General features: G+C 69.9%; 21 protein-coding genes. 12 read left to right on the top strand and 9 right to left on the bottom strand.

The features are described from left to right. Position 1: 1 nt before the first annotated feature. A complete protein-coding gene (locus tag ACTIF1_RS01410; protein WP_439594575.1) occupies positions 2-1,042 on the bottom strand; it encodes an MBL fold metallo-hydrolase in 1,041 nt (346 codons plus the stop codon). Between the two features lie 127 nt (positions 1,043-1,169). Here ACTIF1_RS01410 and ACTIF1_RS01405 point away from each other — a divergent pair, with 127 nt between their 5' ends. After that, complete coding sequence (locus ACTIF1_RS01405; protein WP_439594574.1) at positions 1,170-2,276, top strand: NAD(P)/FAD-dependent oxidoreductase; 1,107 nt, start codon at positions 1,170-1,172, stop codon at positions 2,274-2,276. Here the strand turns inward: ACTIF1_RS01405 and ACTIF1_RS01400 are convergent. The 3 genes from ACTIF1_RS01400 to ACTIF1_RS01390 are packed head-to-tail and all read right to left on the bottom strand — an operon-like array spanning position 2,266 to position 3,633. After that, complete coding sequence (locus tag ACTIF1_RS01400; RefSeq protein ID WP_439594573.1) at positions 2,266-2,976, bottom strand: metal-dependent hydrolase; 711 nt, start codon at positions 2,974-2,976, stop codon at positions 2,266-2,268. The genes ACTIF1_RS01405 and ACTIF1_RS01400 overlap by 11 nt on opposite strands. Positions 2,977-3,029: 53 nt before the next feature. Next, complete coding sequence (locus ACTIF1_RS01395; protein WP_439594572.1) at positions 3,030-3,443, bottom strand: PaaI family thioesterase; 414 nt, start codon at positions 3,441-3,443, stop codon at positions 3,030-3,032. 4 nt (positions 3,444-3,447) lie between these two features. Continuing rightward, the gene (locus ACTIF1_RS01390; protein WP_439594571.1) at positions 3,448-3,633 is read right to left on the bottom strand and encodes a DUF4169 family protein; all 186 of its coding nucleotides are present in this window, start codon (positions 3,631-3,633) and stop codon (positions 3,448-3,450) included. A gap of 39 nt (positions 3,634-3,672) precedes the next feature. Here ACTIF1_RS01390 and ACTIF1_RS01385 point away from each other — a divergent pair, with 39 nt between their 5' ends. Next, positions 3,673-4,332, top strand: coding sequence for a dienelactone hydrolase family protein (locus ACTIF1_RS01385; protein ID WP_439594570.1), 660 nt, complete (start codon positions 3,673-3,675; stop codon positions 4,330-4,332). Between the two features lie 25 nt (positions 4,333-4,357). Continuing rightward, entirely contained in the window at positions 4,358-4,576 is a 219-nt protein-coding gene (locus ACTIF1_RS01380) for a hypothetical protein (RefSeq protein ID WP_439594569.1), read from the top strand. On the opposite strand, the gene ACTIF1_RS01375 is transcribed toward ACTIF1_RS01380, so the two are convergent. The 5 genes from ACTIF1_RS01375 to petA form a co-directional block, all read right to left on the bottom strand. Then, a complete protein-coding gene (locus ACTIF1_RS01375; protein ID WP_439594568.1) occupies positions 4,573-5,349 on the bottom strand; it encodes a YoaK family protein in 777 nt (258 codons plus the stop codon). The two genes, ACTIF1_RS01380 and ACTIF1_RS01375, sit on opposite strands and share 4 nt — an antisense overlap. 2 nt (positions 5,350-5,351) lie before the next feature. Further along, positions 5,352-6,239 (bottom strand): S-methyl-5'-thioadenosine phosphorylase, encoded by an 888-nt coding sequence (locus ACTIF1_RS01370; protein ID WP_439594567.1) that lies wholly within the window; start codon positions 6,237-6,239, stop codon positions 5,352-5,354. A gap of 110 nt (positions 6,240-6,349) precedes the next feature. Continuing rightward, complete coding sequence (locus tag ACTIF1_RS01365) at positions 6,350-7,135, bottom strand: cytochrome c1 (RefSeq protein ID WP_439594566.1); 786 nt, start codon at positions 7,133-7,135, stop codon at positions 6,350-6,352. Beyond that, a complete protein-coding gene (locus tag ACTIF1_RS01360) occupies positions 7,135-8,406 on the bottom strand; it encodes a cytochrome b (RefSeq protein ID WP_439594565.1) in 1,272 nt (423 codons plus the stop codon). The genes ACTIF1_RS01365 and ACTIF1_RS01360 overlap by 1 nt, the downstream gene beginning before the upstream one ends. A gap of 62 nt (positions 8,407-8,468) precedes the next feature. After that, positions 8,469-9,047: a ubiquinol-cytochrome c reductase iron-sulfur subunit gene (petA, locus tag ACTIF1_RS01355; protein WP_439594564.1), complete on the bottom strand. Its 579-nt coding sequence runs from the start codon at positions 9,045-9,047 to the stop codon at positions 8,469-8,471. A 398-nt stretch (positions 9,048-9,445) separates the two neighbouring features. Here petA and hemF point away from each other — a divergent pair, with 398 nt between their 5' ends. From hemF to ACTIF1_RS01310, 9 genes are all read left to right on the top strand, one after another. After that, entirely contained in the window at positions 9,446-10,342 is an 897-nt protein-coding gene (gene hemF, locus ACTIF1_RS01350; protein WP_439594563.1) for an oxygen-dependent coproporphyrinogen oxidase, read from the top strand. A 77-nt stretch (positions 10,343-10,419) separates the two neighbouring features. Next, positions 10,420-10,872 (top strand): (2Fe-2S)-binding protein, encoded by a 453-nt coding sequence (locus ACTIF1_RS01345; RefSeq protein ID WP_439594562.1) that lies wholly within the window; start codon positions 10,420-10,422, stop codon positions 10,870-10,872. A 12-nt stretch (positions 10,873-10,884) separates the two neighbouring features. Next, a complete protein-coding gene (locus ACTIF1_RS01340; protein ID WP_439594561.1) occupies positions 10,885-13,128 on the top strand; it encodes a molybdopterin cofactor-binding domain-containing protein in 2,244 nt (747 codons plus the stop codon). Positions 13,129-13,202: 74 nt separating this feature from the next. After that, on the top strand, positions 13,203-13,751 hold the full coding sequence (locus ACTIF1_RS01335; RefSeq protein WP_439594560.1) for a hypothetical protein: 549 nt from the start codon (positions 13,203-13,205) through the stop codon (positions 13,749-13,751). A 72-nt stretch (positions 13,752-13,823) separates the two neighbouring features. Continuing rightward, a complete protein-coding gene (locus tag ACTIF1_RS01330; protein WP_439594559.1) occupies positions 13,824-14,822 on the top strand; it encodes a Bug family tripartite tricarboxylate transporter substrate binding protein in 999 nt (332 codons plus the stop codon). A gap of 280 nt (positions 14,823-15,102) precedes the next feature. Further along, entirely contained in the window at positions 15,103-15,555 is a 453-nt protein-coding gene (locus ACTIF1_RS01325; protein ID WP_439594558.1) for a tripartite tricarboxylate transporter TctB family protein, read from the top strand. Continuing rightward, positions 15,543-17,090, top strand: a complete 1,548-nt coding sequence (locus ACTIF1_RS01320; RefSeq protein WP_439594557.1) for a tripartite tricarboxylate transporter permease — start codon at positions 15,543-15,545, stop codon at positions 17,088-17,090. Before ACTIF1_RS01325 ends, ACTIF1_RS01320 begins: the two co-directional genes overlap by 13 nt. Before the next feature lie 13 nt (positions 17,091-17,103). Beyond that, positions 17,104-17,724 (top strand): DedA family protein, encoded by a 621-nt coding sequence (locus tag ACTIF1_RS01315; RefSeq protein WP_439594556.1) that lies wholly within the window; start codon positions 17,104-17,106, stop codon positions 17,722-17,724. Between the two features lie 38 nt (positions 17,725-17,762). Beyond that, a complete protein-coding gene (locus tag ACTIF1_RS01310) occupies positions 17,763-18,425 on the top strand; it encodes a tyrosine-protein phosphatase (protein WP_439594555.1) in 663 nt (220 codons plus the stop codon). Positions 18,426-18,444 lie beyond the last annotated feature (19 nt).

Genomic DNA, 18,444 nt, shown 5'->3' with positions numbered 1-18,444 from the left:
CTCACGCCGTCCAGGCCGCCATCGTGGCCCGGGCGCATTCATGCATCACGGTGAGCGCCCGCTGCGTCGCCGGCACGCCGGTGACGAAAAGGTTCGGCCCGCCCGCCTGCATCCGCTCCAGTCGCGGGATGGCCAGGTCGAAGCTGCTGTGGTTCGAGAGGAAGACGTCGATATCCTGCTCCCCTGCCACCTGCCGGGCGCGGGCGGTGCCGTCGATATAGCTCTGCAGCCGTGCAATGCGGTCCGGCTGCCGGCCGAAGTTGAAGGAGGTGCCGCCCCAGAGCAGGGCGCGATGCGTCGCACCCCCCAGCTTCAGGTCGATGATGGGCGAGATGGTGCCGCGCGTATGTCCAGGGGTGGAGAGGATGCGCACCACCGTATCGCCCAGCCGCACCTCGCTGCCATCGCTGACCGAGATGTCCCGGCGCGGCGGGCGGCCCAGCTCCGGCCGGTCGAATTCCAGCCGGCCTGATTCCAGCATCTGCCAATCCGTCTCGCTCATCACCACGCGGGTGCCGTAGCGGCGGGTGAAATGGCCGCAGCCGCCGTAATGGTCGGCATGGCCATGCGTCACGATCATCAGCTTGACCTGGGCGGGGTCCAGCCCCATCCGGCGCAGCCCGCCCTCGATATCGCGCTCCGCCATGGCGTCGTGGTCCATGCCGTCGATCACGATGATCCCGTCCGAGGTCAGCAGCGCCCAGGCGCTGACCCAGTGATTGCCGAGGAAGACCAGGTTGTCGAAGGCGCGCGCCGGCGGCGGCGTGGGCAGGGCGCGCTGCTCGTCCGGTGTCGGCAGGCGCAGGCCGGGGGTGGGGGAGGCGACCTCGCCCAGCCGCAGCAGATGCGCCAAATCATCCCCCGCCGCGGCGCGGGCCAGGGCCAGGTGCTGCTGCACCGCCGGGGACTGCGCCGCGGCCTGGCTGACCGGCGCGGCGAGTGCCGTGCAACAGGCGCAACCGAGCGCCAGCAGCTGGCGGCGCGAGGGCGCGACCGCCTCCGCCCGCAGCTCCGTGCCGCGGCGGCGTGCGAAGAACGACATGGACATCCTCCCTTTGGAGCCGGCCCCGATTCTGCGCGCGCCGCGGCGGATTGGCCAGCCTCGCGGCGCCCCTCTCGCCCGCCGCCGCGTTTTGCCATACCCATCCCCAAAGCCTCGGGGGAACAGCATGGACCAGGTGGATTGCGTGGTGGTGGGGGCGGGCGTCGTCGGCCTCGCCGTGGCCCGGGCGCTGGCCCAGGCGGGGCGGGAGGTGCTGGTGCTGGACGCCGCGGAGGGCATCGGCACCGAGACCTCCTCCCGCAATTCGGAGGTGATCCACGCCGGCATCTACTACAAGGCCGGCAGCCTGATGGCGAAGACCTGCGTCGCCGGCAAGTGGAAGCTCTACGAATACTGCCGCAGCCACGGCGTGCCCTATCGCAATTGCGGCAAGCTGATCGTCGCCACCAGCCAGGCGGAGGCCGAGCAGCTGGAGGGCATCCGCCAGCGCGCCGCCGCCAATGGCGTGGACGACCTGCGCTTCATCTCGGGCGCCGAGGCGCGCGCCATCGAGCCGTCCCTGTCCTGCACCGCCGCGCTGGTCTCGCCCTCCACCGGCATCATCGACAGCCATGCCTATATGCTGGCGCTGCAGGGCGATGCCGAGGATGCGGGCGCCATGTTCGCCTTCCACGCCCCGGTGCTGCAGGGCCGCGTCGCGGGCGCGCGGATCGAGCTGGAGGTGGGCGGGGCGGAGCCCATGGCGCTGTCCTGCAACCTGCTGGTGAATTCCGCCGGCCTGCATGCGCCGGGCCTGGCGCGGCGCATCGCCGGCGTGCCGGAGGCGCACATCCCCGGCGCCTTCTACGCCAAGGGCAACTATTTCAGCCTGACGATGAAGTCGCCCTTCAGCCGGCTGATCTACCCGGTGCCGGTGCCCGGCGGGCTGGGCACGCACCTGACCATCGACCTCGGCGGCCAGGCGCGCTTCGGGCCCGACGTCGAATGGGTGGATCGCATCGACTACAATGTGGATCCGCGGCGGGGAGAACTGTTCTACGACAGCATCCGCCGCTGGTGGCCCGGCCTGCCGGATGGCGCGCTGGCGCCGGGCTATTCCGGCATCCGCCCCAAGACGGTGCCGCAGGGCGCGCCGGGCCAGGATTTCGTCATCCAGGGTCCGGCGGTGCATGGGATCCCCGGGCTCGTGAACCTGTTCGGCATCGAGAGCCCGGGCCTCACCGCCTCCCTCGCCCTGGCGGAGGAGGTGATGGCGTCGATCGCTACAGCGTGAAGGCCACGCCCTTCTCCGGCACCAGCACCTTCGCCTTGGCGCCCACCATCTCACGTTCGAAGACCGAGGCATCCGGCGCGATCATCGGGAAGGTGCCGAAATGGCAGGGGATGGCGGTGGTGACGCTGGGCAGGAAACGCTTCACGGCCAGGGCACCGCGCTTGCCGTCCATGGTGAAGCGGTCGCCCACCGGGACCATGGCCACGGTCGGGCTGTGCAGCTCCCCGATCAGGGCCATGTCGCCGAACACCTCGGTATCGCCCATGTGGTAGATCACCGGCTCGCCGGCCGTCTTCGGCGTGATCACCAGCCCGCCGGGCAGGCCGAGGTCCTGGGTCACGCCGTTCTCGTCCATCTGCGCCGAGGAATGGAAGGCGATGGTCAGGGTGACGGCGAAATCCTCCTGCTGCGTGGTGCCGCCGGTGTTCATCGGGTCCATGGCCTTCAGCCCCTGGCGGGCCAGCCACATGCAGATCTCGAAATTCGCCACCACCTTGGCGCCGGTGCGCTGGTGGATCGCCAGCGTGTCGCCGATGTGGTCGCTATGGCCATGCGTCAGCAGGATGTGGGTGGCGCCGGCGCTCGCGGCTTCGGCATCGCCCTGGAAGACCGGGTTGCCGGTCAGGAAGGGGTCGATCAGCACGACCGATTTGCCGAATTCCAGGCGATAGGCCGAGTGCCCGAACCAGGTGATTTTCATGGAATCTCTCCGTCTGTCGCGGCGCGCTTTCTAGCCCATGCGGCCGCGCAGCGTCACCGTGGCGGGGCCAGCAGCTTCCAGATGCCGGTGGCCGCGATCACCGCCGTCTCGCCCGCGCGCAGCGTGCCGCGCACGAAGACCACGCTGCGCGTCTGCCGGGTGATCTCCCCGGCACCCACCAGGAACTGCCCCGGCTTCGCGGCGGCCAGGTAGTGCAGGTCGAGCTGGATGGTGGCCAGGTTGATGCCGCCGCCGGTCGCCGCGCGGACGATCAGCCCCAGCGTATGGTCCATGAAGGTGGCCAGGATGCCGCCATGCACCACGCCGCGGCCATTGGCGTGGTCCGGCCGTGCCGCAAAACCGTATTCGGCGCCGCGCTGCCAGAGCGGGTCCGCGACCGCCGGCAGGCCGGAGGGGGTGACGATGTGCCAGCCATCGGCGGCGGGGTCATAGGCGGTGCTGTCCATCCGCTCAGTCTTCCGCGGATTCCCGCTTCGCGCCATCCAGCAGCGCGGCCCGCCGCGCCTCAGCCGCGCGATCGGCCAGCTTCTCCGCGCGAGTCCGGCCGTGCTTCACGCGGTTCGCGGCGGCCTCGGCCTCGGCCTGCCGCTTCGCCTGCGCCTTGCGCACATGGTTGAGGTTGACGAGTTTGCCCATAAGGGAACACTACCCTGCGAAACCTGCCCGGGAAACGCCATGCAGATCGAGCTCACCGCCGCCGATGGCCATCGCCTGACCGCCTATCGCGCCGGCCCGCAGGACGCGACGCGCGCCCTGGTCGTGGTGCAGGAGATCTTCGGCGTGAACCGCCATATGCGCCATGTCTGCGACGCCTTCGCGGCGGAAGGCTATGCCGTGGTCTGCCCGGCGCTGTTCGACCGGGTCGAGCGTGGCGTGGAGCTCGGCTACGCCTCCGAAGACGTGGCCCGCGGACGGGAGCTGCGCGCCAAGGTGGATGAGAAGGGCACGATGCTGGACATCGAGGCCGCGGCCGCTGCCCTGCCGGCCACCGCCGCGCGCGGCATCGTCGGCTATTGCTGGGGCGGCACCATCGCCTGGTGGGGTGCGACCCGCAGCCAGAGCTTCAAGGCCGCCTGCGGCTGGTATGGCGGCGGCATCGCCGGCACTCGCACCGAATCCCCCGGCTGCCCCGTGCAGCTGCATTTCGGCGAGGTCGATGCCTCCATCCCGCTCTCGGACGTGGAGCTGATCCGCGCCGCGCAGCCGGGTGTCGAGATCTTCGTCTACCAGGGCGCCGGCCACGGCTTCGGCTGCGAGGAGCGCGGTTCCTACAAGCCGGCCGATGCCGATGTGGCCCAGGCCCGCACGCTGGCCTTCTTCGCCAAACATCTCTGATCCAAGCATCTGGGGAGCTGACGTCATGCTCGGCTACTACATCACCTCCGGGATCTGCCTGGCCCTGCTGGTCATGATCCCGATCTGGAGCCCCGGCGGCGCGCAGCCGACCTACCCCTTCTGGGTCATCGCCCTGCTGGCCCTGGTGGTCTTCGTGGTGCCCATGGTCCTGAAGCGCCGCAAGCGCGAGGGCGCGGCCCAGACCGGCGAGCTGGCGGTGCGGCTTGAGGAAGTGAAGGACTAGTTTTCGCGCCGCCGCAGCACGGCGGCCGCCGCGGCGGGGGCCGTGCCCAGCAGGCCCAGCAGCAGCGCCAGCGGCAGGGCGGCCGCGGCGCCGAAATGGCTGAAGCCCAGCGCGCCCAGCGTGCCGCCGGCCAGGAAGGCGCCGAGCATGGCGCCCAGCAGCCGCAGTTTCGCGCGATCGCCGCGCACCCTCGGCCCCAGCCGGCTGCCGGCGCGGTTCCAATAGCCCAGCTTGCCCAGCTCGATGCCGATATCGGTGACGATGCCGGTCACATGCGTGGTCCGCAGCCGGGCGCCCGAGACCTTGGTGATGGTCGCGTTCTGCAGCCCCATGATGAAGCAGAGCAGCGCCACCGCCCCAGTCACCATGGTGCCCACCGCGCTGCCGCCCTCCACCGCCAGCCCGGCCAGGCCCAGCCCGGCCAGCAGCACCCCCTCCAGCAGCAGCGGCAGGGCATATTGCGCGGTGGAATCGTGCCGCCGGCCCCAGTTGATCAGCCAGGCGGAGGTCGCGGCCCCCAGCACGAAGCACAGCACCGCCGCCAGCCCGGCCCCGACCAGCACCCATTGGCCCAGCGCCGCATGGTCCGCGACGGCGGAGACGATGCCCGACATATGGGAGGTATAGTGCCCGACGGCGAAGAAGCCGCCGGCATTGATGGCGCCCGCGATGAAGGCCAGCGCGTAGGCCAGGTGGCGGTCGCTGGCCTCACTGCGCCGGTCGGAGACCAGCCGCTGCGCATAGAGGATCGCCGGCAGCAGCCGGGTCCGCATGGTCAGGCGGCCCGCAGCACCCGCCCGGCCACCGCATCCAGCTTCGCCAGCAGCGCCGGGTCCCGCATCTCCGGCGCCGTGATCAGCGCATGGTCCAGCGCGCGGTCGCAGCCGGCGGGGCAGGGGCCCCGCGCCGCGCCGAGGCCCGGCACCACATCGGCCACCAGGGCGCGGGCCTTGTCGGCATTGCCGAAGAGCACCTTCACCACCTGGTCCACCGTCACGGCGTCATGGTCCGGGTGCCAGCAGTCGAAATCCGTCACCATGGCGACGGTCGCGTAGCAAAGCTCCGCCTCCCGCGCCAGTTTCGCCTCCGGCATGTTCGTCATGCCGATCACGCTGCAGCCCCAGCTGCGGTACAGCAGGCTTTCCGCCTTGGTGGAGAATTGCGGGCCTTCCATCACCAGGTAAGTGCCGCCGCGCGTCACCGGCAGGCCGAGTTTCTTGGCCGAGGCCTGCAAGGCATCGCCAAGCCGCGGGCAGACCGGGTGGGCGACGGAGACATGGCCGACGCAGCCCGTCTCGAAGAAGGATTTCTGGCGCGCGAAGGTGCGGTCGATGAACTGGTCGACGATGACGAAGTGGCCCGGCGGCAGCTCCTCCTTCAACGAGCCCACGGCGGAGAGGGAGATGATCTCGGTGCAGCCGGCGCGCTTCATCGCATCGATATTGGCGCGGTAGTTGAGCGCGGAGGGCGGCGTCGGATGGCCGCGGCCGTGGCGCGGCAGGAAGCGCACCGGCACGCCGGCCAGGGTGCCGTGCAGGATCTCGTCCGAGGCCTCGCCCCAGGGGCTGGCGATGCGCTTCCATTCCCGGCCCTCCAGGCCCGGAATGTCATAGAGGCCGGAGCCACCGATCAGGCCGATGACGGGGGTGACGGTTTCGGACATGTTTGCGGGAGGGCTCCTGTCTGCGCGGGGCTTCTACAATGGGGTCCGGAAAGCAGAAAGGGCCGCCCCTTGCGGAGCGGCCCTTCGCAAAACCAGCCCGGGGGCGGGTCTCAGTGCTTCACGTCGGCCCAGACCTTGCGCTTCACGGCATAGGTCAGGCCGCCCAGGACGATCAGGAACAGGATCATCTTCACGCCCATGGCGCGGCGCCGCTCGGTCTCCGGCTCCGCCGCCCAGGCGAGGAAGGTGGTCACGTCGCGCGCCATCTGGTCCACCGTCGCGGCGGTGCCATCGGCATAGGTCACCTGGTCCGGGTTCAGGATCGACGGCATGGCGATCTGGTGGCCGGGGAAATAGGCGTTGTAGTGCATGCCATCGGCCACGGTGAAACCGGCCGGCGGCTCGGTATAGCCGGTCAGCAGGGCATGCACGTAGTTCGCCCCATTCGGCCGCGCCTTGACGATCACCGACAGGTCCGGCGGATAGGCGCCGTTATTGGCGGCCCGCGCCGCCTGCTCATTGGCGAAGGGCCGGCGGAAGCGGTCGGAAAGGCGGGCCGGCCGCTCGAACATCTCGCCCAAGTCGTTCGGCCCGTCCATCACCGTGAAGCTGGCGGCCAGGGCGCGGACCTGGTCCTCGCTGACGCCGATCTCCAGCAGGTTGCGGTAGGACAGGTGGTACATGCCGTGGCAGGCCGAGCAGACCTCCTTGTAGACCTGCAGGCCGCGCTGGGCGGCGCCGCGGTCGAAGGTGCCGAAGAAGCCGGCGAAGCCGAAATTGGCGTTCGGGATGGCGATCGCCTCCCCGGCCGCGCGGGCCGGGCTGGGCAGCACGGCGCCGAGGCTGGCCACGGCGCCCAGGGCCAGGGCGCCGATCAGGTTGCGGACAGCGCGCATCAGGCCTTCTCCATCGGCTTCGCCGCGGCGCCCGCCATCACCGGTCCGCCACCGCGGAGGACAGGCATGGCGATGCTCTCGGGCAGCGACAACGGCCGTTCGAGGCGGCCAAGCAGGGGCAGGATCACCAGGAAATAGGCGAAGTAGTAGGCGGTGGCGATGCGGGAGATCGTCACATAGGGCTCCTCCGCCGGCTTGCCGCCCGCCCACATCAGGACGAAGAAGGCGATCAGCCACAGGAACAGCGCCCACTTCGCGATCGGGCGGAACCGCATGGACCGCACCGGGGAGGTGTCGAGCCAGGGCAGCACGAAGAGCACGGCGATCGAGCCGAACATCAGCAGCACGCCGCCCAGCTTGTCCGGCACCGCGCGCAGGATGGCGTAGAAGGGCAGGAAGTACCATTCCGGCACGATATGTGCGGGCGTCACCAGCGGGTTCGCCGGGATGTAGTTGTCCGGGTGGCCGAGGTAGTTCGGCATGAAGAACACCAGGAAGGCGAAGACGATGAAGTAGACGATCAGCCCGACGCTGTCCTTCGCCGTGTAGTAGGGGTGGAAGGGCAGGGTGTCCTGCGGGCCCTTCGGGTCGATGCCCAGCGGGTTGTTGGAGCCGGTGATGTGCAGCGCGGCGACATGCAGGAAGACCACGCCGGCGATCACGAAGGGCATCAGGTAGTGCAGGCTGAAGAAGCGGTTCAGCGTCGGGTTGTCGACGGAGAAGCCGCCCCAGAGCCAGGTCACGATATGCTCGCCCACCAGCGGGAAGGCGGAGAACAGGTTGGTGATGACGGTGGCGCCCCAGAAGGACATCTGGCCCCAGGGCAGCACGTAGCCCATGAAGGCGGTGGCCATCATCAGCAGGAAGATGACGACGCCCAGGATCCACAGCAGCTCCCGCGGGGCCTTGTAGGACCCGTAGTAGAGGCCGCGCCAGATGTGCACGAAGACCACGATGAAGAACATCGAGGCGCCGTTCATGTGCACGTAGCGGATCAGCCAGCCGTAGTTCACGTCGCGCATGATGCGCTCGACGCTGTCGAAGGCATGCGCGGTGTGCGGCGTGTAGTTCATCGCCAGGAAGATGCCGGTCGCGATCATGATCATCAGCGTGACCATGGCGAGGGCGCCGAAATTCCAGAAGTAGTTGAAATTCCGGGGCGTCGGAAACGTCCCGTATTCCTTCTGCATCATGGTGAACACCGGCAGCCGCTGGTCGACCCAGCGGATGACGGGGTTCTGGATGGTGCTGTCGTGAAGGCCGCTGGCCATCTTGCCTGGCTCCCCAGTGGAGGCCGAGGGGAGGGCGCGGACGATACCGCGCCCAGCCGCCCTCAGCCGATCCGGATTTGCGTGTCGGAGGTGAAGCTGTATTCGGGCACCGCAAGGTTCAGCGGCGCCGGGCCAAGGCGGATGCGGCCCGAGGTGTCGTAGTGGCTGCCATGGCAGGGGCAGAACCAGCCATTGTAGTCACCGCGCGCATCGGTCGGCTTCTGGCCCAGCGGCACGCAACCGAGATGGGTGCAGACGCCCACCACCACCAGCCACTGGTCGCGCTGCACGCGGCTCTGGTCCGGCGCCGGGTCCTTCAGCTGCGACAGCGGCGTGGCGCGCGCCTGCTGGATTTCCTCCGCCGTGCGGTGGCGCACGAAGACCGGCTTGCCGCGCCAGACCACCGTCACCGCCTGGCCGACCGCGATCGGGGTCAGGTCCACTTCGGTGGAGGCCAGCGCCAGCACGTCCCGCGCCGGGTTCATCGAGCTGATGAAGGGCCAGACCACTGCGCCGACGCCGACCGCGGCGAAGGCCGCCGTGGTCAGGGTGAGGAAATCGCGCCGCGTCTCGCCTTCCGGCGCACCATGGGGGGCGGGTCCAGCCGGGGAAGCCCCATGGGACACCAATGTTTCGGCCATCTCGTCGTCCTTTTCCGCCTGCCGCTTGCGGCTCCACCAACCAGTCGGGCCCCGGCCGGCTGGAACCGCTGTCCGAGACCCCATGCCGGCCCCTCGGGGGACCCGCCAGGCGACCCTATCGCCGCGAAACCTTCGATCCAGAAACCTTCGCTCCAGACCGGCGGGTCGAGGCGCCAGACGCTTGCGCGACGGGCACGAAAGCCTCTTCTGCCGGAAATGGCGCTGCGGCGCATATAAAGGGTGGCTTACGGCGGTGTCCATCCGCTGTCGCGCCTGAAATCTTGGCCATCGGCCCTGCCGGCCCATCCTGTGCGGGCAAGGGTCGCCATTCGGTTAAGCCCCTGCCAATCTGCCCGCATGCGCGGCCCACCGAAGCCGCCATCCGAGGAACGACCGCCATGCCCGACTCCGCCGCCCCGCAGCCGCCCGCCCATCCGATGGTCGCGCCCGCCCGCGCCTGGTTCGAAAGCCTGCGCGACCGGATCTGCGCCGAATTCGAGGCGATCGAGGATGAGCTGGCGGATGGCCCCCATGCCGGCCTGCCCGCCGGCCGCTTCCAGCGCACCGCCTGGGACCGGCCGGAGGGGGGCGGCGGCGTGATGTCCGTGATGAAGGGGCGGGTCTTCGAGAAGGTGGGGGTGAATGTCTCCACCGTCTTCGGCGAATTCTCGCCCGAGTTCCGCAAGCAGATCCCCGGGGCGGAGGAGGATCCGCGCTTCCTGGCCACCGGCATCTCCCTGGTGGCGCATCAGCGCAGCCCGCGCGTCCCGGCGGTGCATATGAACACCCGCTTCATCCTGACCACCAGGGCCTGGTTCGGCGGCGGCGGCGACATCACGCCGATGGACCACGCCGCGCCGCATAGCCTGGAGGATGCCGCCACCTTCCACGCCGCCTACCAGGCCGCCTGCGACCGCCACGACCCCAGCTACTACCCCCGCTTCAAGCAATGGTGCGACGAATACTTCTTCCTGCCGCACCGCAACGAGCCGCGCGGCCTGGGCGGCATCTTCTACGACTGGCTGGGCGACCGCACGCCGGGGCGCGGGGTGGAGAATGACTTCGCCTTCACCAGGGACGTCGGCCTGGCCTTCCTGGAGGCCTATCCCGCCATCGTCCGCCGCCGCATGCACGAACCCTGGACCGAGGCCGAGCGCGCCCACCAGCTGATGCGCCGCGGCCGCTACGTGGAATTCAACCTGCTCTATGACCGCGGCACCATCTTCGGGCTGAAGACCGGCGGCAATGTGGAGGCCATCCTGATGTCCCTGCCGCCGGAGACCGGCTGGCCGTAACGACGCTCGACAGCCGGCCCGCCGCTTCGGCACACTCCGCCGCAACGGGCCGGATGGCCCTGCCCAGGAGGCTGGCGATGATCGAGATCACCGTGAATGGCGCGCCGCGCCAGGTGGATGTGGAAGCCGATACCCCGCTGCTCTGGGTGCTGCGGGACACGCTCGGGCTGACGGGGACGAAATACGGCTGCGGCGTCGCCCAGTGCGGCGCCTGCACCGTGCTGGTGGACGGCGCCGCCATGCGGTCCTGCCAGGTGCCGGTGGACAGCGTGGCGGGTCAGCGCATCACGACCATCGAGTCGGTGGAGGCCGATCCGGTCGGCGCGAAGCTGGTCGCGGCCTGGGTGGCGCTGGACGTGCCGCAATGCGGCTATTGCCAGTCCGGCCAGCTGATGGCGGCCACCGCCCTGCTGAAGGAAACGCCGAAGCCGAGCGAGGCGGATATCGCCGTCGCCATGACCAATCTCTGCCGCTGCGGCACCTACAACATGATCGCCGCCGGCATCCGCCAGGCGGCGGATGCGGCATAAGGGGGGCGCGCCATGACCCGTCTCGATGATGCCCTGGGCGCCGCGCTGCAGGGCGATGCGCCGCTGAACCTTTCGCGCCGCGCCACCCTGGCGGCCGGCTTCGGTGGCGGGCTGCTGCTCGCGCTCGGCATCCCGCAGCGTGCGGCGCGGGCCCAGGCCATGGGCGGCTTGGCCCATGCCCGCAAGGTGCCCTCCTACCTCACCATCCGGCCGGATGGCCGCATCCTGCTGCAGAATCCCTTCGCGGAGGGCGGCCAGGGCATCCATACCGCCGTCGCGCAGATCGTGGCGGAGGAGCTGGATGCGGAGCTGACAGCCTTCGAGGTGGTGGTGGCCCCCGCCGGGCCGGACTACCAGGTGCTGTTCAACGGCACCCGCCGCGTCACCGGCGGCAGTTTTTCCATCCGCAACACCTTTGCGCATTTCCGGGTGCTCGGCGCCACCGCGCGGGCGATGCTTTTGGCAGCGGGCGCGCAGCGGCTTGGCGTGCCGGTCGGCGAGCTGGGCACGGAGCCGGGCTTCGTCATCCATGCCGCCACCGGCCGCCGCATCCCCTATGGCGAGCTGGCGGAAGCCGCCGCCGCGCTTCCGGTGCCGCAGGACGCCGAGCCCAAGACCGGCGCCTTCCGCCTGATCGGCACGCCCCAGAAGCGCCTCGACACCCGGGCGAAAAGCACGGGCCAGGCGCAGTACGGCATCGACATGCGCGTCGACGGCATGCTGCAGGGCGCCGTCCTCCACGCCCCCCGCGCCGGCGCCGAGCCGGGCGAGGTGCTGAACGAGGCGGCGCTGAAGGCCATGCCGGGCGTGCATTCCATCCATCGCCTGCCCGGCGCCGTGGCCGTGCTGGCGGACAGTTTCTGGCGCGCCAAGAAGGCGGTGGAGGCGGCGGAGGTGGCCTGGACCGCGCTCTCCGGCCAGCCCGTGGTGCCGCAGGATTTTTCGTCTGCCGGGATGCGGGAGGCGATGCGCGCCCAGGCGGATGCGCCGGGCAACCCCGCCAATGACATGAAGGGCGATGCGCCGGCCGCGCTACGGACCGCGGCCAAGGTGGTGACGGCGGATTACGACGCGCCCTACCTCGCCCATGCGCAGCTGGAGCCGCCCTCGGCCACCGTGCGCTTCAATGCGGACGGCACGCTGGACGTCTGGACGCCGAACCAGTCGCCCGAAGCCTTCCAGGGCATTGCCGCCCGGGAATCCGGCCTGGCGGCCGAGAAGATCCGCATCCATTCACCGCTGCTGGGCGGCTTCTTCGGCCGCCACTTCACCTATGGCAGCATCCACCCGATGAACCAGGCCATCCGCCTGGCGCGCGCCGTGGAACGCCCCGTGAAGGTGATCTGGACCCGCGAGGAGGAGTTTGCGCGGGATGCCTATCGCCCGATGGGTTTTGTTCGTTTGCGCGCAGGCTTGGACGCGGCGGGGAAGATCACCGCCTTCCACGCCACGGTCCCCGGCGAGGGGCCCGTCGCCAAACATTTCGGCACGGCGCGGATGGGCAATCCGCCGGTCGACAGCTCGGCGGTGGAGGGCGTGGCCTTCAAGCCCTACGCCATCCCGAACCACCGCGTGGAATGGGTGCATGTGCCGCACCCCATCAATGTCGGCTTCTGGCGCTCCGTCGGCCATTCCATGAACGACTTCTTCTACGAGGCCTTTTTGGACGAAGTCGCGGAAGCCGCGGGGGCGGACCCGCTGGCCTTCCGGCGGGCGCATCTGGCGGGCAGTCCGCGCCACCTGGCGCTGCTCGACGCCGTGATGGATCTCTCGGGCGGCTGGCGGCGCGGGCCCTATGAGGCGCCGGATGGCACCCGCCGCGCCCGCGGCCTGGCGATGGCCTCCCCCTTCGGCTCGGAGGTCGCGACGGTGGCGGAGGTCTCGCTGCGGGGCGGGGAGGCGGTGGTGCACGAGTTCTTCGTCGCCATCGACCCCGGCCGCGTGGTCAACCCCGCCATCATCAAGGCCCAGGTGGAAAGCGCGGCCTGCATCGGCCTGTCCTCCGCCGCCTTCGAGGAGGTGGTCTTCGAGGGCGGCCAGCCGCAGCAGCGCAATTTCGACAGCTACCGGATCCTGTCGCGGGCCGAGATGCCGAAGGTGCAGGTGCGGATCATCGAGAGCGGGGCGCCGATGGGCGGCGTCGGCGAGCCGGGCACGCCCGGCGTGCCGCCGGCGGTGGCCAATGCCATCGCCGCGCTGACGGGCCGGCGCATCCGCAGCCTGCCCTTCGGCAAGCATCGGCTGGGTGAGGCCTAAGGGTCGGATTAACTTCAGGCAACCTTCGCGGGCATCGTCACGTTAACAAACCTCCATCTATCAGGAGGACAGCCATGGCGATCACCCGGAAGGAAGAGCAGCGCCTGCTCTCGCATGAGGAGGCGCAGCTGCTGGCGCCGAGCCATCATCCGGAGCTGGCTGCGCTTTCGGCCGAGGAGCTGCGCGCCCTGGCGGAGCGTCTGCGCGCCGCCCATCGCCGCGCCCGCGACCTGGTGCGGGAGGCGCAGCGCAGCCGGCGCGGCAAGGGCGTGCCGGTAAGGGGCGAGGCCGTGGCCACGCCACGCGCGGCCACCGCCGCGGCGGAAAAGCTCTCGCAGAAGAAGCAGGTCTTCGCCGCCGGACTGCGCCGCGTGAACGCGCAATTCGCCCGCAAGGCGGAGGCGCGCCAGCAGGGCCGCGCCCAGGCCCGCAATGCGCAGGCGCTGCGCGAGGCCCTGGCGCGCCGCCGCGCCGCGCGGCCGCACCACCCGCAGCCGGGCCGCACGGCTGGCCGCGGCATGCGGGACACCAGCCCTGTGGACGTGCATCTCGGCCCGGACCCGCGTGCCATCGGCAGCATTTCGCAGGCGACGCGTAACAACCAGGCGCGGCGGGACGGCTGACCTCGTCCTGGTAGCCGTGCGGGGCCGGGGCCGCTACCCTGGCCCCGGTCCCACGTCCAGGAGACAAGAAGAATGATCATCAGCCGCCGCGCCCTGCTGGGCACGACGCTCGGCGCGCCCTTTGCCGCCACCCTGCCGCCGCTCGCCGCCCCGGCGCTCGCCCAGTCGCCCTGGCCCAACCGGCCCGTCCGCGTGATCGTCCCCTGGCCGCCGGGCGGGTCCACCGATGTTCTGGCCCGGCTGGTGGCGGAGCAGATGTCCCAGAAGCTCGGCCAGCCCTTCGTCATCGAGAACCGCCCGGGCGCCGGCGGCAATATCGGCCATGACGCGATCGCGAAATCCGCGGCGGATGGCTATACCATGGGGCCCGTGACGGTCGGTGGCTGGTCGATCAACCAGTATCTCTACGCCCGCCTGCCCTATGATCCGGAGAAGGACATTTCGCCCATCTCCATGCATTGGGAACTGCCGAACGTGCTGGCGGTGCCGGCGGCGCATGTGCCGGCGACCAACCTGCGGGACTTCATCGCCTGGGCCAAGGCGAAGCCGGGCGGGGTGAACTACGGCTCCCCGGGCGTCGGCACCACGCCGCATCTCTCGGGCTCCATGTTCACCAACCGGCTGGGGATCGAGGGCGTGCACGTGCCCTTCCGCGGCGCGGCGCAGACCATCCCGGCGCTGCTGGCGGGCGATGTGAACTTCGCGCTGGACAACCTGGCCTCCTATGTCCCGGTCATCGCGGCCGGGCAGATGCGGGCGCTGGCGGTGACGAGCGCCGAGCGCTGGCCCACCCTGCCGGACGTGCCCACCATGGCGGAGGCCGGGGTGCCCGATTTCGTCGTCACCTCCTGGTGCGCCATGGCCTTCCCGGCGGGCGTGCCGGCGGCGATCACGCAGCGCGCCTCGACCGCCATCAAGGAGGTCTCGGAAACGCCGGCGATGCAGGACCGCTTCCTGCGCACCGGCGCGCGGGCGATCTGGAGCACGCCGGAGGAGGCCGCGGCGCGGGCGGCGCGGGAGCGGCCGATGTGGCGCGAGGTGGTGCGCATCTCCGGCGCACGTTTGGAATAGTTAGGCGGCGAAGTTCTTGCCGAAACGGCGCGCCACCGCAGGGTGGCGCGTTTTTTTATGTCCGCGCGCCGCGCGGCGGCGGCGGCGATCGCAGGGCCATACATCCCCTTGAACCGCCTCGATTTCCCGGATCCGCGCGCCCCGCATGGCCGCCGGAGGTGGGCGAAGGCGCTTCGTCTTCTAAGAAGATTTCCTGTTTGCAATCCTTTATCCATGTGGCAGGGAGCGCGGCTCGGCGGAAACCTCTGCCGTGTCCAAGTAAAAAACAACGGAGATCGTAATGGAGAGGCGAGACTGGACAGATTTCATCGGGGGCTCGCTCCTCCTCGTATTCGGCTTGTGGTTCCTGTGGCATGCGCAGATTCATTACAGTTTTGGCGAGATGCGCCGGATGGGCGCCGGAGCTTTCCCGACCGGCCTCGGTATCCTGATCTCCGCCATCGGATTGCTGATCCTGATCCCCGCCTGGTTCCGCCGCGGTGACAAGCCCGGCGCCAATCTGCGGCCCTTCCTGGCCATCCTGGCCGGCGGCCTGGCCTTCGCCTGGCTGATCGAGCCCGCAGGCCTCGTCCCCTCCATCGTCGCGCTGGTGGTCATCGTCTCCCTGGCCGAGGCGGAGCTGCGCTGGCTGCGCACCCTCCTCCTGGCCGTGGCCCTGTCCTGCATCGGCGTCCTGATCTTCACGAAGGGGCTCGGCATGCCGATTCCCGCCTTCCGCTGGTGGAGCCACTGAGCATGGAAGTCTTCGGCATGCTGGGGATGGGCTTCGCCACCGCCCTCTCCCCCGAGAACCTGTTCTACTGCTTCGTCGGCGTCTTCCTCGGCACCTTCATCGGCGTGCTGCCGGGCATCGGCTCGCTGGCCGCCATCTCCATGCTGCTGCCGCTGACCTTCCACCTGGAGGCGACGCCGGCGATCATCATGCTGGCCGGCATCTACTACGGCGCCTCCTATGGCGGCTCCACCGCCTCGATCCTGCTGAACCTGCCGGGCACCCCCTCCGGCGCCGTCGCCTGCCTCGATGGCTATCCGATGTCGAAGCAGGGCCGTGGCGGCATCGCGCTGTTCATGACCACCATCGCCTCCTTCGTCGGTGCCAGCATCGGCATCATCATCATGACCGTCTTCGCGCCGAAGCTGGCCAGTGTGGCGCTGGCCTTCGGGCCGGCGGACTATTTCGCCATGATGCTGCTGGGGCTGGTGGCGGCCTCCACCCTCGCGCAGGGGTCGCCCATCAAGGGCATCGCCATGGTGCTGCTCGGCCTCTGCCTCGGCATGGTCGGCACCGATGTGCAGACCGGCCAGCAGCGCTACACCTTCGACATTCCCTATCTGTCGGACGGGCTGAGCCTGGTCGCCGTCGCCATGGGCCTGTTCGGCGTGGCGGAGGTGATCGGCAGCATCGGCCGGGTGAGGACCGCCGATGCGGCGGCCGAGAAGATCACCATGCGTTCGATGATGCCCAGCCGGCAGGACTGGAAGCTGTCCTGGAAGCCGATGCTGCGCGGCTCGGGCATCGGCAGCTTCGTCGGCGTGCTGCCGGGCGCCGGCGGCACCATCGCCTCCTTCATGTCCTATGCGGTGGAGAAGAAGGTCGCCAAGGATCCGTCCCGCTTCGGCAAGGGCGCGATCGAGGGCGTGGCCTCGCCGGAGGCCGCGAACAATGCCGGGTCGCAGACCGCCTTCATCCCGACCATGACGCTGGGCATCCCCGGCGATGCGGTGATGGCGCTGATGCTGGGCGCGCTGATCATCCAGGGCATCCAGCCCGGGCCGCGGCTGATGACGGAATACCCGGAGATGTTCTGGGGCCTGATCGCCAGCTTCTGGATCGGCAATGTCATGCTGGTGATCCTGAACATCCCGCTGATCGGCCTTTGGGTGCGGATGCTGCGGATTCCCTATTCGATCCTCTATCCCTCCATCATGGTCTTCATCTGCATCGGCGTGTTCAGCATCAACAACAGCTACTTCGATGTGGTGGTGGTGATGGTCTTCGGCATCATCGGCTTCGCCATGATGAAGCTGAAGTTCGAACCCGCGCCGCTGCTGCTCGGCTTCATCCTGGGCCCGCTGATGGAGGAGCATCTGCGCCGTGCCATGCTGCTGTCGCGCGGCGACCTCGCCGTGTTCTGGGAGCGTCCGATCAGCGCCACCCTGCTTACGGTGACGACACTGATGCTGGTATGGGCCGCCATCTCCACCATCCGCGGGCGCCGGCCGAGCGTGCTGCAGCCGGCGGAGGTGAAACCCGCCACGGCGGAATGAGGTTAGGCTCGGCATGGATCGGATCGTCAGCACGGTGGTGGCCTGGGCGGAGGCGCATGCGGCCTGGGCGCCGCTGATCGCCTTCGTCATCGCCTTCATCGAATCGGTGCCGCTGATCGGCATCTTCCTGCCGGGCTCGGCCCTGCTGCTGGGGCTCGGGCTGCTGATCGGCACCGGGGTGCTGCCGGCCTGGCCGCTGCTGCTGGCCACCTTCGCCGGTGCGGTGGTGGGGGATGCGCTGGGCTTCTGGCTGTCGCGCTGGCTGGGGCCCGGCTTCGTGCGCGCCTATCTGCCGCGCGGCTATCGGCGGATCTATGCGCGCGGCGTGCTGATCTTCCGCCGCTGGGGCATCTGGGCGGTGTTCATCGCCCGCTTCATCAGCCCGCTGCGGGCGGTGGCGCCGGTCATCGCCGGCATCTCCCGCATGTCCAACTGGCAGTTCCAGGCGGCCAATATCGGCTCCGCCGTGATCTGGGCGCCGCTGCTGCTGGTGCCGGGCACCGCGGTAGGGGCGCTGGCCGCGCTGGTGGAGGATCGCGGCGATGCGCTGCTGCTGGGCGGCTTCGCCCTGGCCGTGCTGCTGGTCTGGTGGCGGCTGCGCGTCTTCTGGGCCCGGGCCAGCCTGCTGCGCTGAGGCTGGCCTTCCGGCCCCGCAGGCGCCATATCGGCGCGGTGAACCTGTCCTCCCCCGCCGGGCGCCGCGCCGCCTGGATCAACAGCCTGCTGGTGGACCATGCCGCGCTGCGCATTTCCTGGCGCAACTGGGGGGTGGTGGAGGCCGGCCGGCTCTATCGCTCCAACCATCCGCTGCCCTGGCAGCTGGATGCGGCGAAGCGGCGCTTCGGCCTGCGCTCCGTCATCAACCTGCGCGGCCATCGGCAGGATTGCGGCAGCGACGCGCTGGGCCGGGCGCGGGCCGGGGAGCTCGGCCTGACGCATGTCGATGCGCCCTTCGAAAGCCGCGGCGCGCCGCACAAGGACCGCATCCTGCGCCTGGTGGGGCTGCTGGAGACGCTGCCGGAGCCGGTGCTGATCCATTGCAAGTCGGGCGCCGATCGCACCGGGCTGGTCGCCGGCATCTGGCTGCTGCTGCAGGGCCGCCCGGTGGAGGCGGCGCTGGACCAGCTGCACTGGCGCTTCGGCCATGTTTCAGCGAGTCGCACCGGCATTCTCGACGCCTTCTTCCGCGACTACGCGGCCTTCCAGGCGCAGCACGGCCCGAAACCCTTCCTGGACTGGCTGCGCGAGGATTATGACGAGGTGGCGCTGCGCGCCGCCTTCCAGAGCCGGCCCTGGGCCGACCGGCTGGTGGACGGCATCCTGCGCCGCGAATAGCCGCCCGGGAACCCGCGCG

Origin of the sequence: Falsiroseomonas sp., assembly GCF_051860665.1 — a bacterium.
In the GTDB taxonomy this organism is placed as follows: Bacteria; Pseudomonadota; Alphaproteobacteria; order Acetobacterales; family Acetobacteraceae; genus Falsiroseomonas.
This window is presented reverse-complemented; position numbering and strand designations above follow the sequence as displayed.

Excerpts from the sequence above, each read along its gene's own strand:
- ACTIF1_RS01410 (WP_439594575.1), bottom strand. The coding sequence starts at position 1,042 with ATGTCGTTCTTCGCACGCCGCCGCGGCACGGAGCTGCGGGCGGAGGCG.
- ACTIF1_RS01405 (WP_439594574.1), top strand. The coding sequence starts at position 1,170 with ATGGACCAGGTGGATTGCGTGGTGGTGGGGGCGGGCGTCGTCGGCCTC.
- ACTIF1_RS01400 (WP_439594573.1), bottom strand. The coding sequence starts at position 2,976 with ATGAAAATCACCTGGTTCGGGCACTCGGCCTATCGCCTGGAATTCGGC.
- ACTIF1_RS01395 (WP_439594572.1), bottom strand. The coding sequence starts at position 3,443 with ATGGACAGCACCGCCTATGACCCCGCCGCCGATGGCTGGCACATCGTC.
- ACTIF1_RS01390 (WP_439594571.1), bottom strand. The coding sequence starts at position 3,633 with ATGGGCAAACTCGTCAACCTCAACCATGTGCGCAAGGCGCAGGCGAAG.
- ACTIF1_RS01385 (WP_439594570.1), top strand. The coding sequence starts at position 3,673 with ATGCAGATCGAGCTCACCGCCGCCGATGGCCATCGCCTGACCGCCTAT.
- ACTIF1_RS01380 (WP_439594569.1), top strand. The coding sequence starts at position 4,358 with ATGCTCGGCTACTACATCACCTCCGGGATCTGCCTGGCCCTGCTGGTC.
- ACTIF1_RS01375 (WP_439594568.1), bottom strand. The coding sequence starts at position 5,349 with ATGCGGACCCGGCTGCTGCCGGCGATCCTCTATGCGCAGCGGCTGGTC.
- ACTIF1_RS01370 (WP_439594567.1), bottom strand. The coding sequence starts at position 6,239 with ATGTCCGAAACCGTCACCCCCGTCATCGGCCTGATCGGTGGCTCCGGC.
- ACTIF1_RS01365 (WP_439594566.1), bottom strand. The coding sequence starts at position 7,135 with ATGCGCGCTGTCCGCAACCTGATCGGCGCCCTGGCCCTGGGCGCCGTG.
- ACTIF1_RS01360 (WP_439594565.1), bottom strand. The coding sequence starts at position 8,406 with ATGGCCAGCGGCCTTCACGACAGCACCATCCAGAACCCCGTCATCCGC.
- petA (WP_439594564.1), bottom strand. The coding sequence starts at position 9,047 with ATGGCCGAAACATTGGTGTCCCATGGGGCTTCCCCGGCTGGACCCGCC.
- hemF (WP_439594563.1), top strand. The coding sequence starts at position 9,446 with ATGCCCGACTCCGCCGCCCCGCAGCCGCCCGCCCATCCGATGGTCGCG.
- ACTIF1_RS01345 (WP_439594562.1), top strand. The coding sequence starts at position 10,420 with ATGATCGAGATCACCGTGAATGGCGCGCCGCGCCAGGTGGATGTGGAA.
- ACTIF1_RS01340 (WP_439594561.1), top strand. The coding sequence starts at position 10,885 with ATGACCCGTCTCGATGATGCCCTGGGCGCCGCGCTGCAGGGCGATGCG.
- ACTIF1_RS01335 (WP_439594560.1), top strand. The coding sequence starts at position 13,203 with ATGGCGATCACCCGGAAGGAAGAGCAGCGCCTGCTCTCGCATGAGGAG.
- ACTIF1_RS01330 (WP_439594559.1), top strand. The coding sequence starts at position 13,824 with ATGATCATCAGCCGCCGCGCCCTGCTGGGCACGACGCTCGGCGCGCCC.
- ACTIF1_RS01325 (WP_439594558.1), top strand. The coding sequence starts at position 15,103 with ATGGAGAGGCGAGACTGGACAGATTTCATCGGGGGCTCGCTCCTCCTC.
- ACTIF1_RS01315 (WP_439594556.1), top strand. The coding sequence starts at position 17,104 with ATGGATCGGATCGTCAGCACGGTGGTGGCCTGGGCGGAGGCGCATGCG.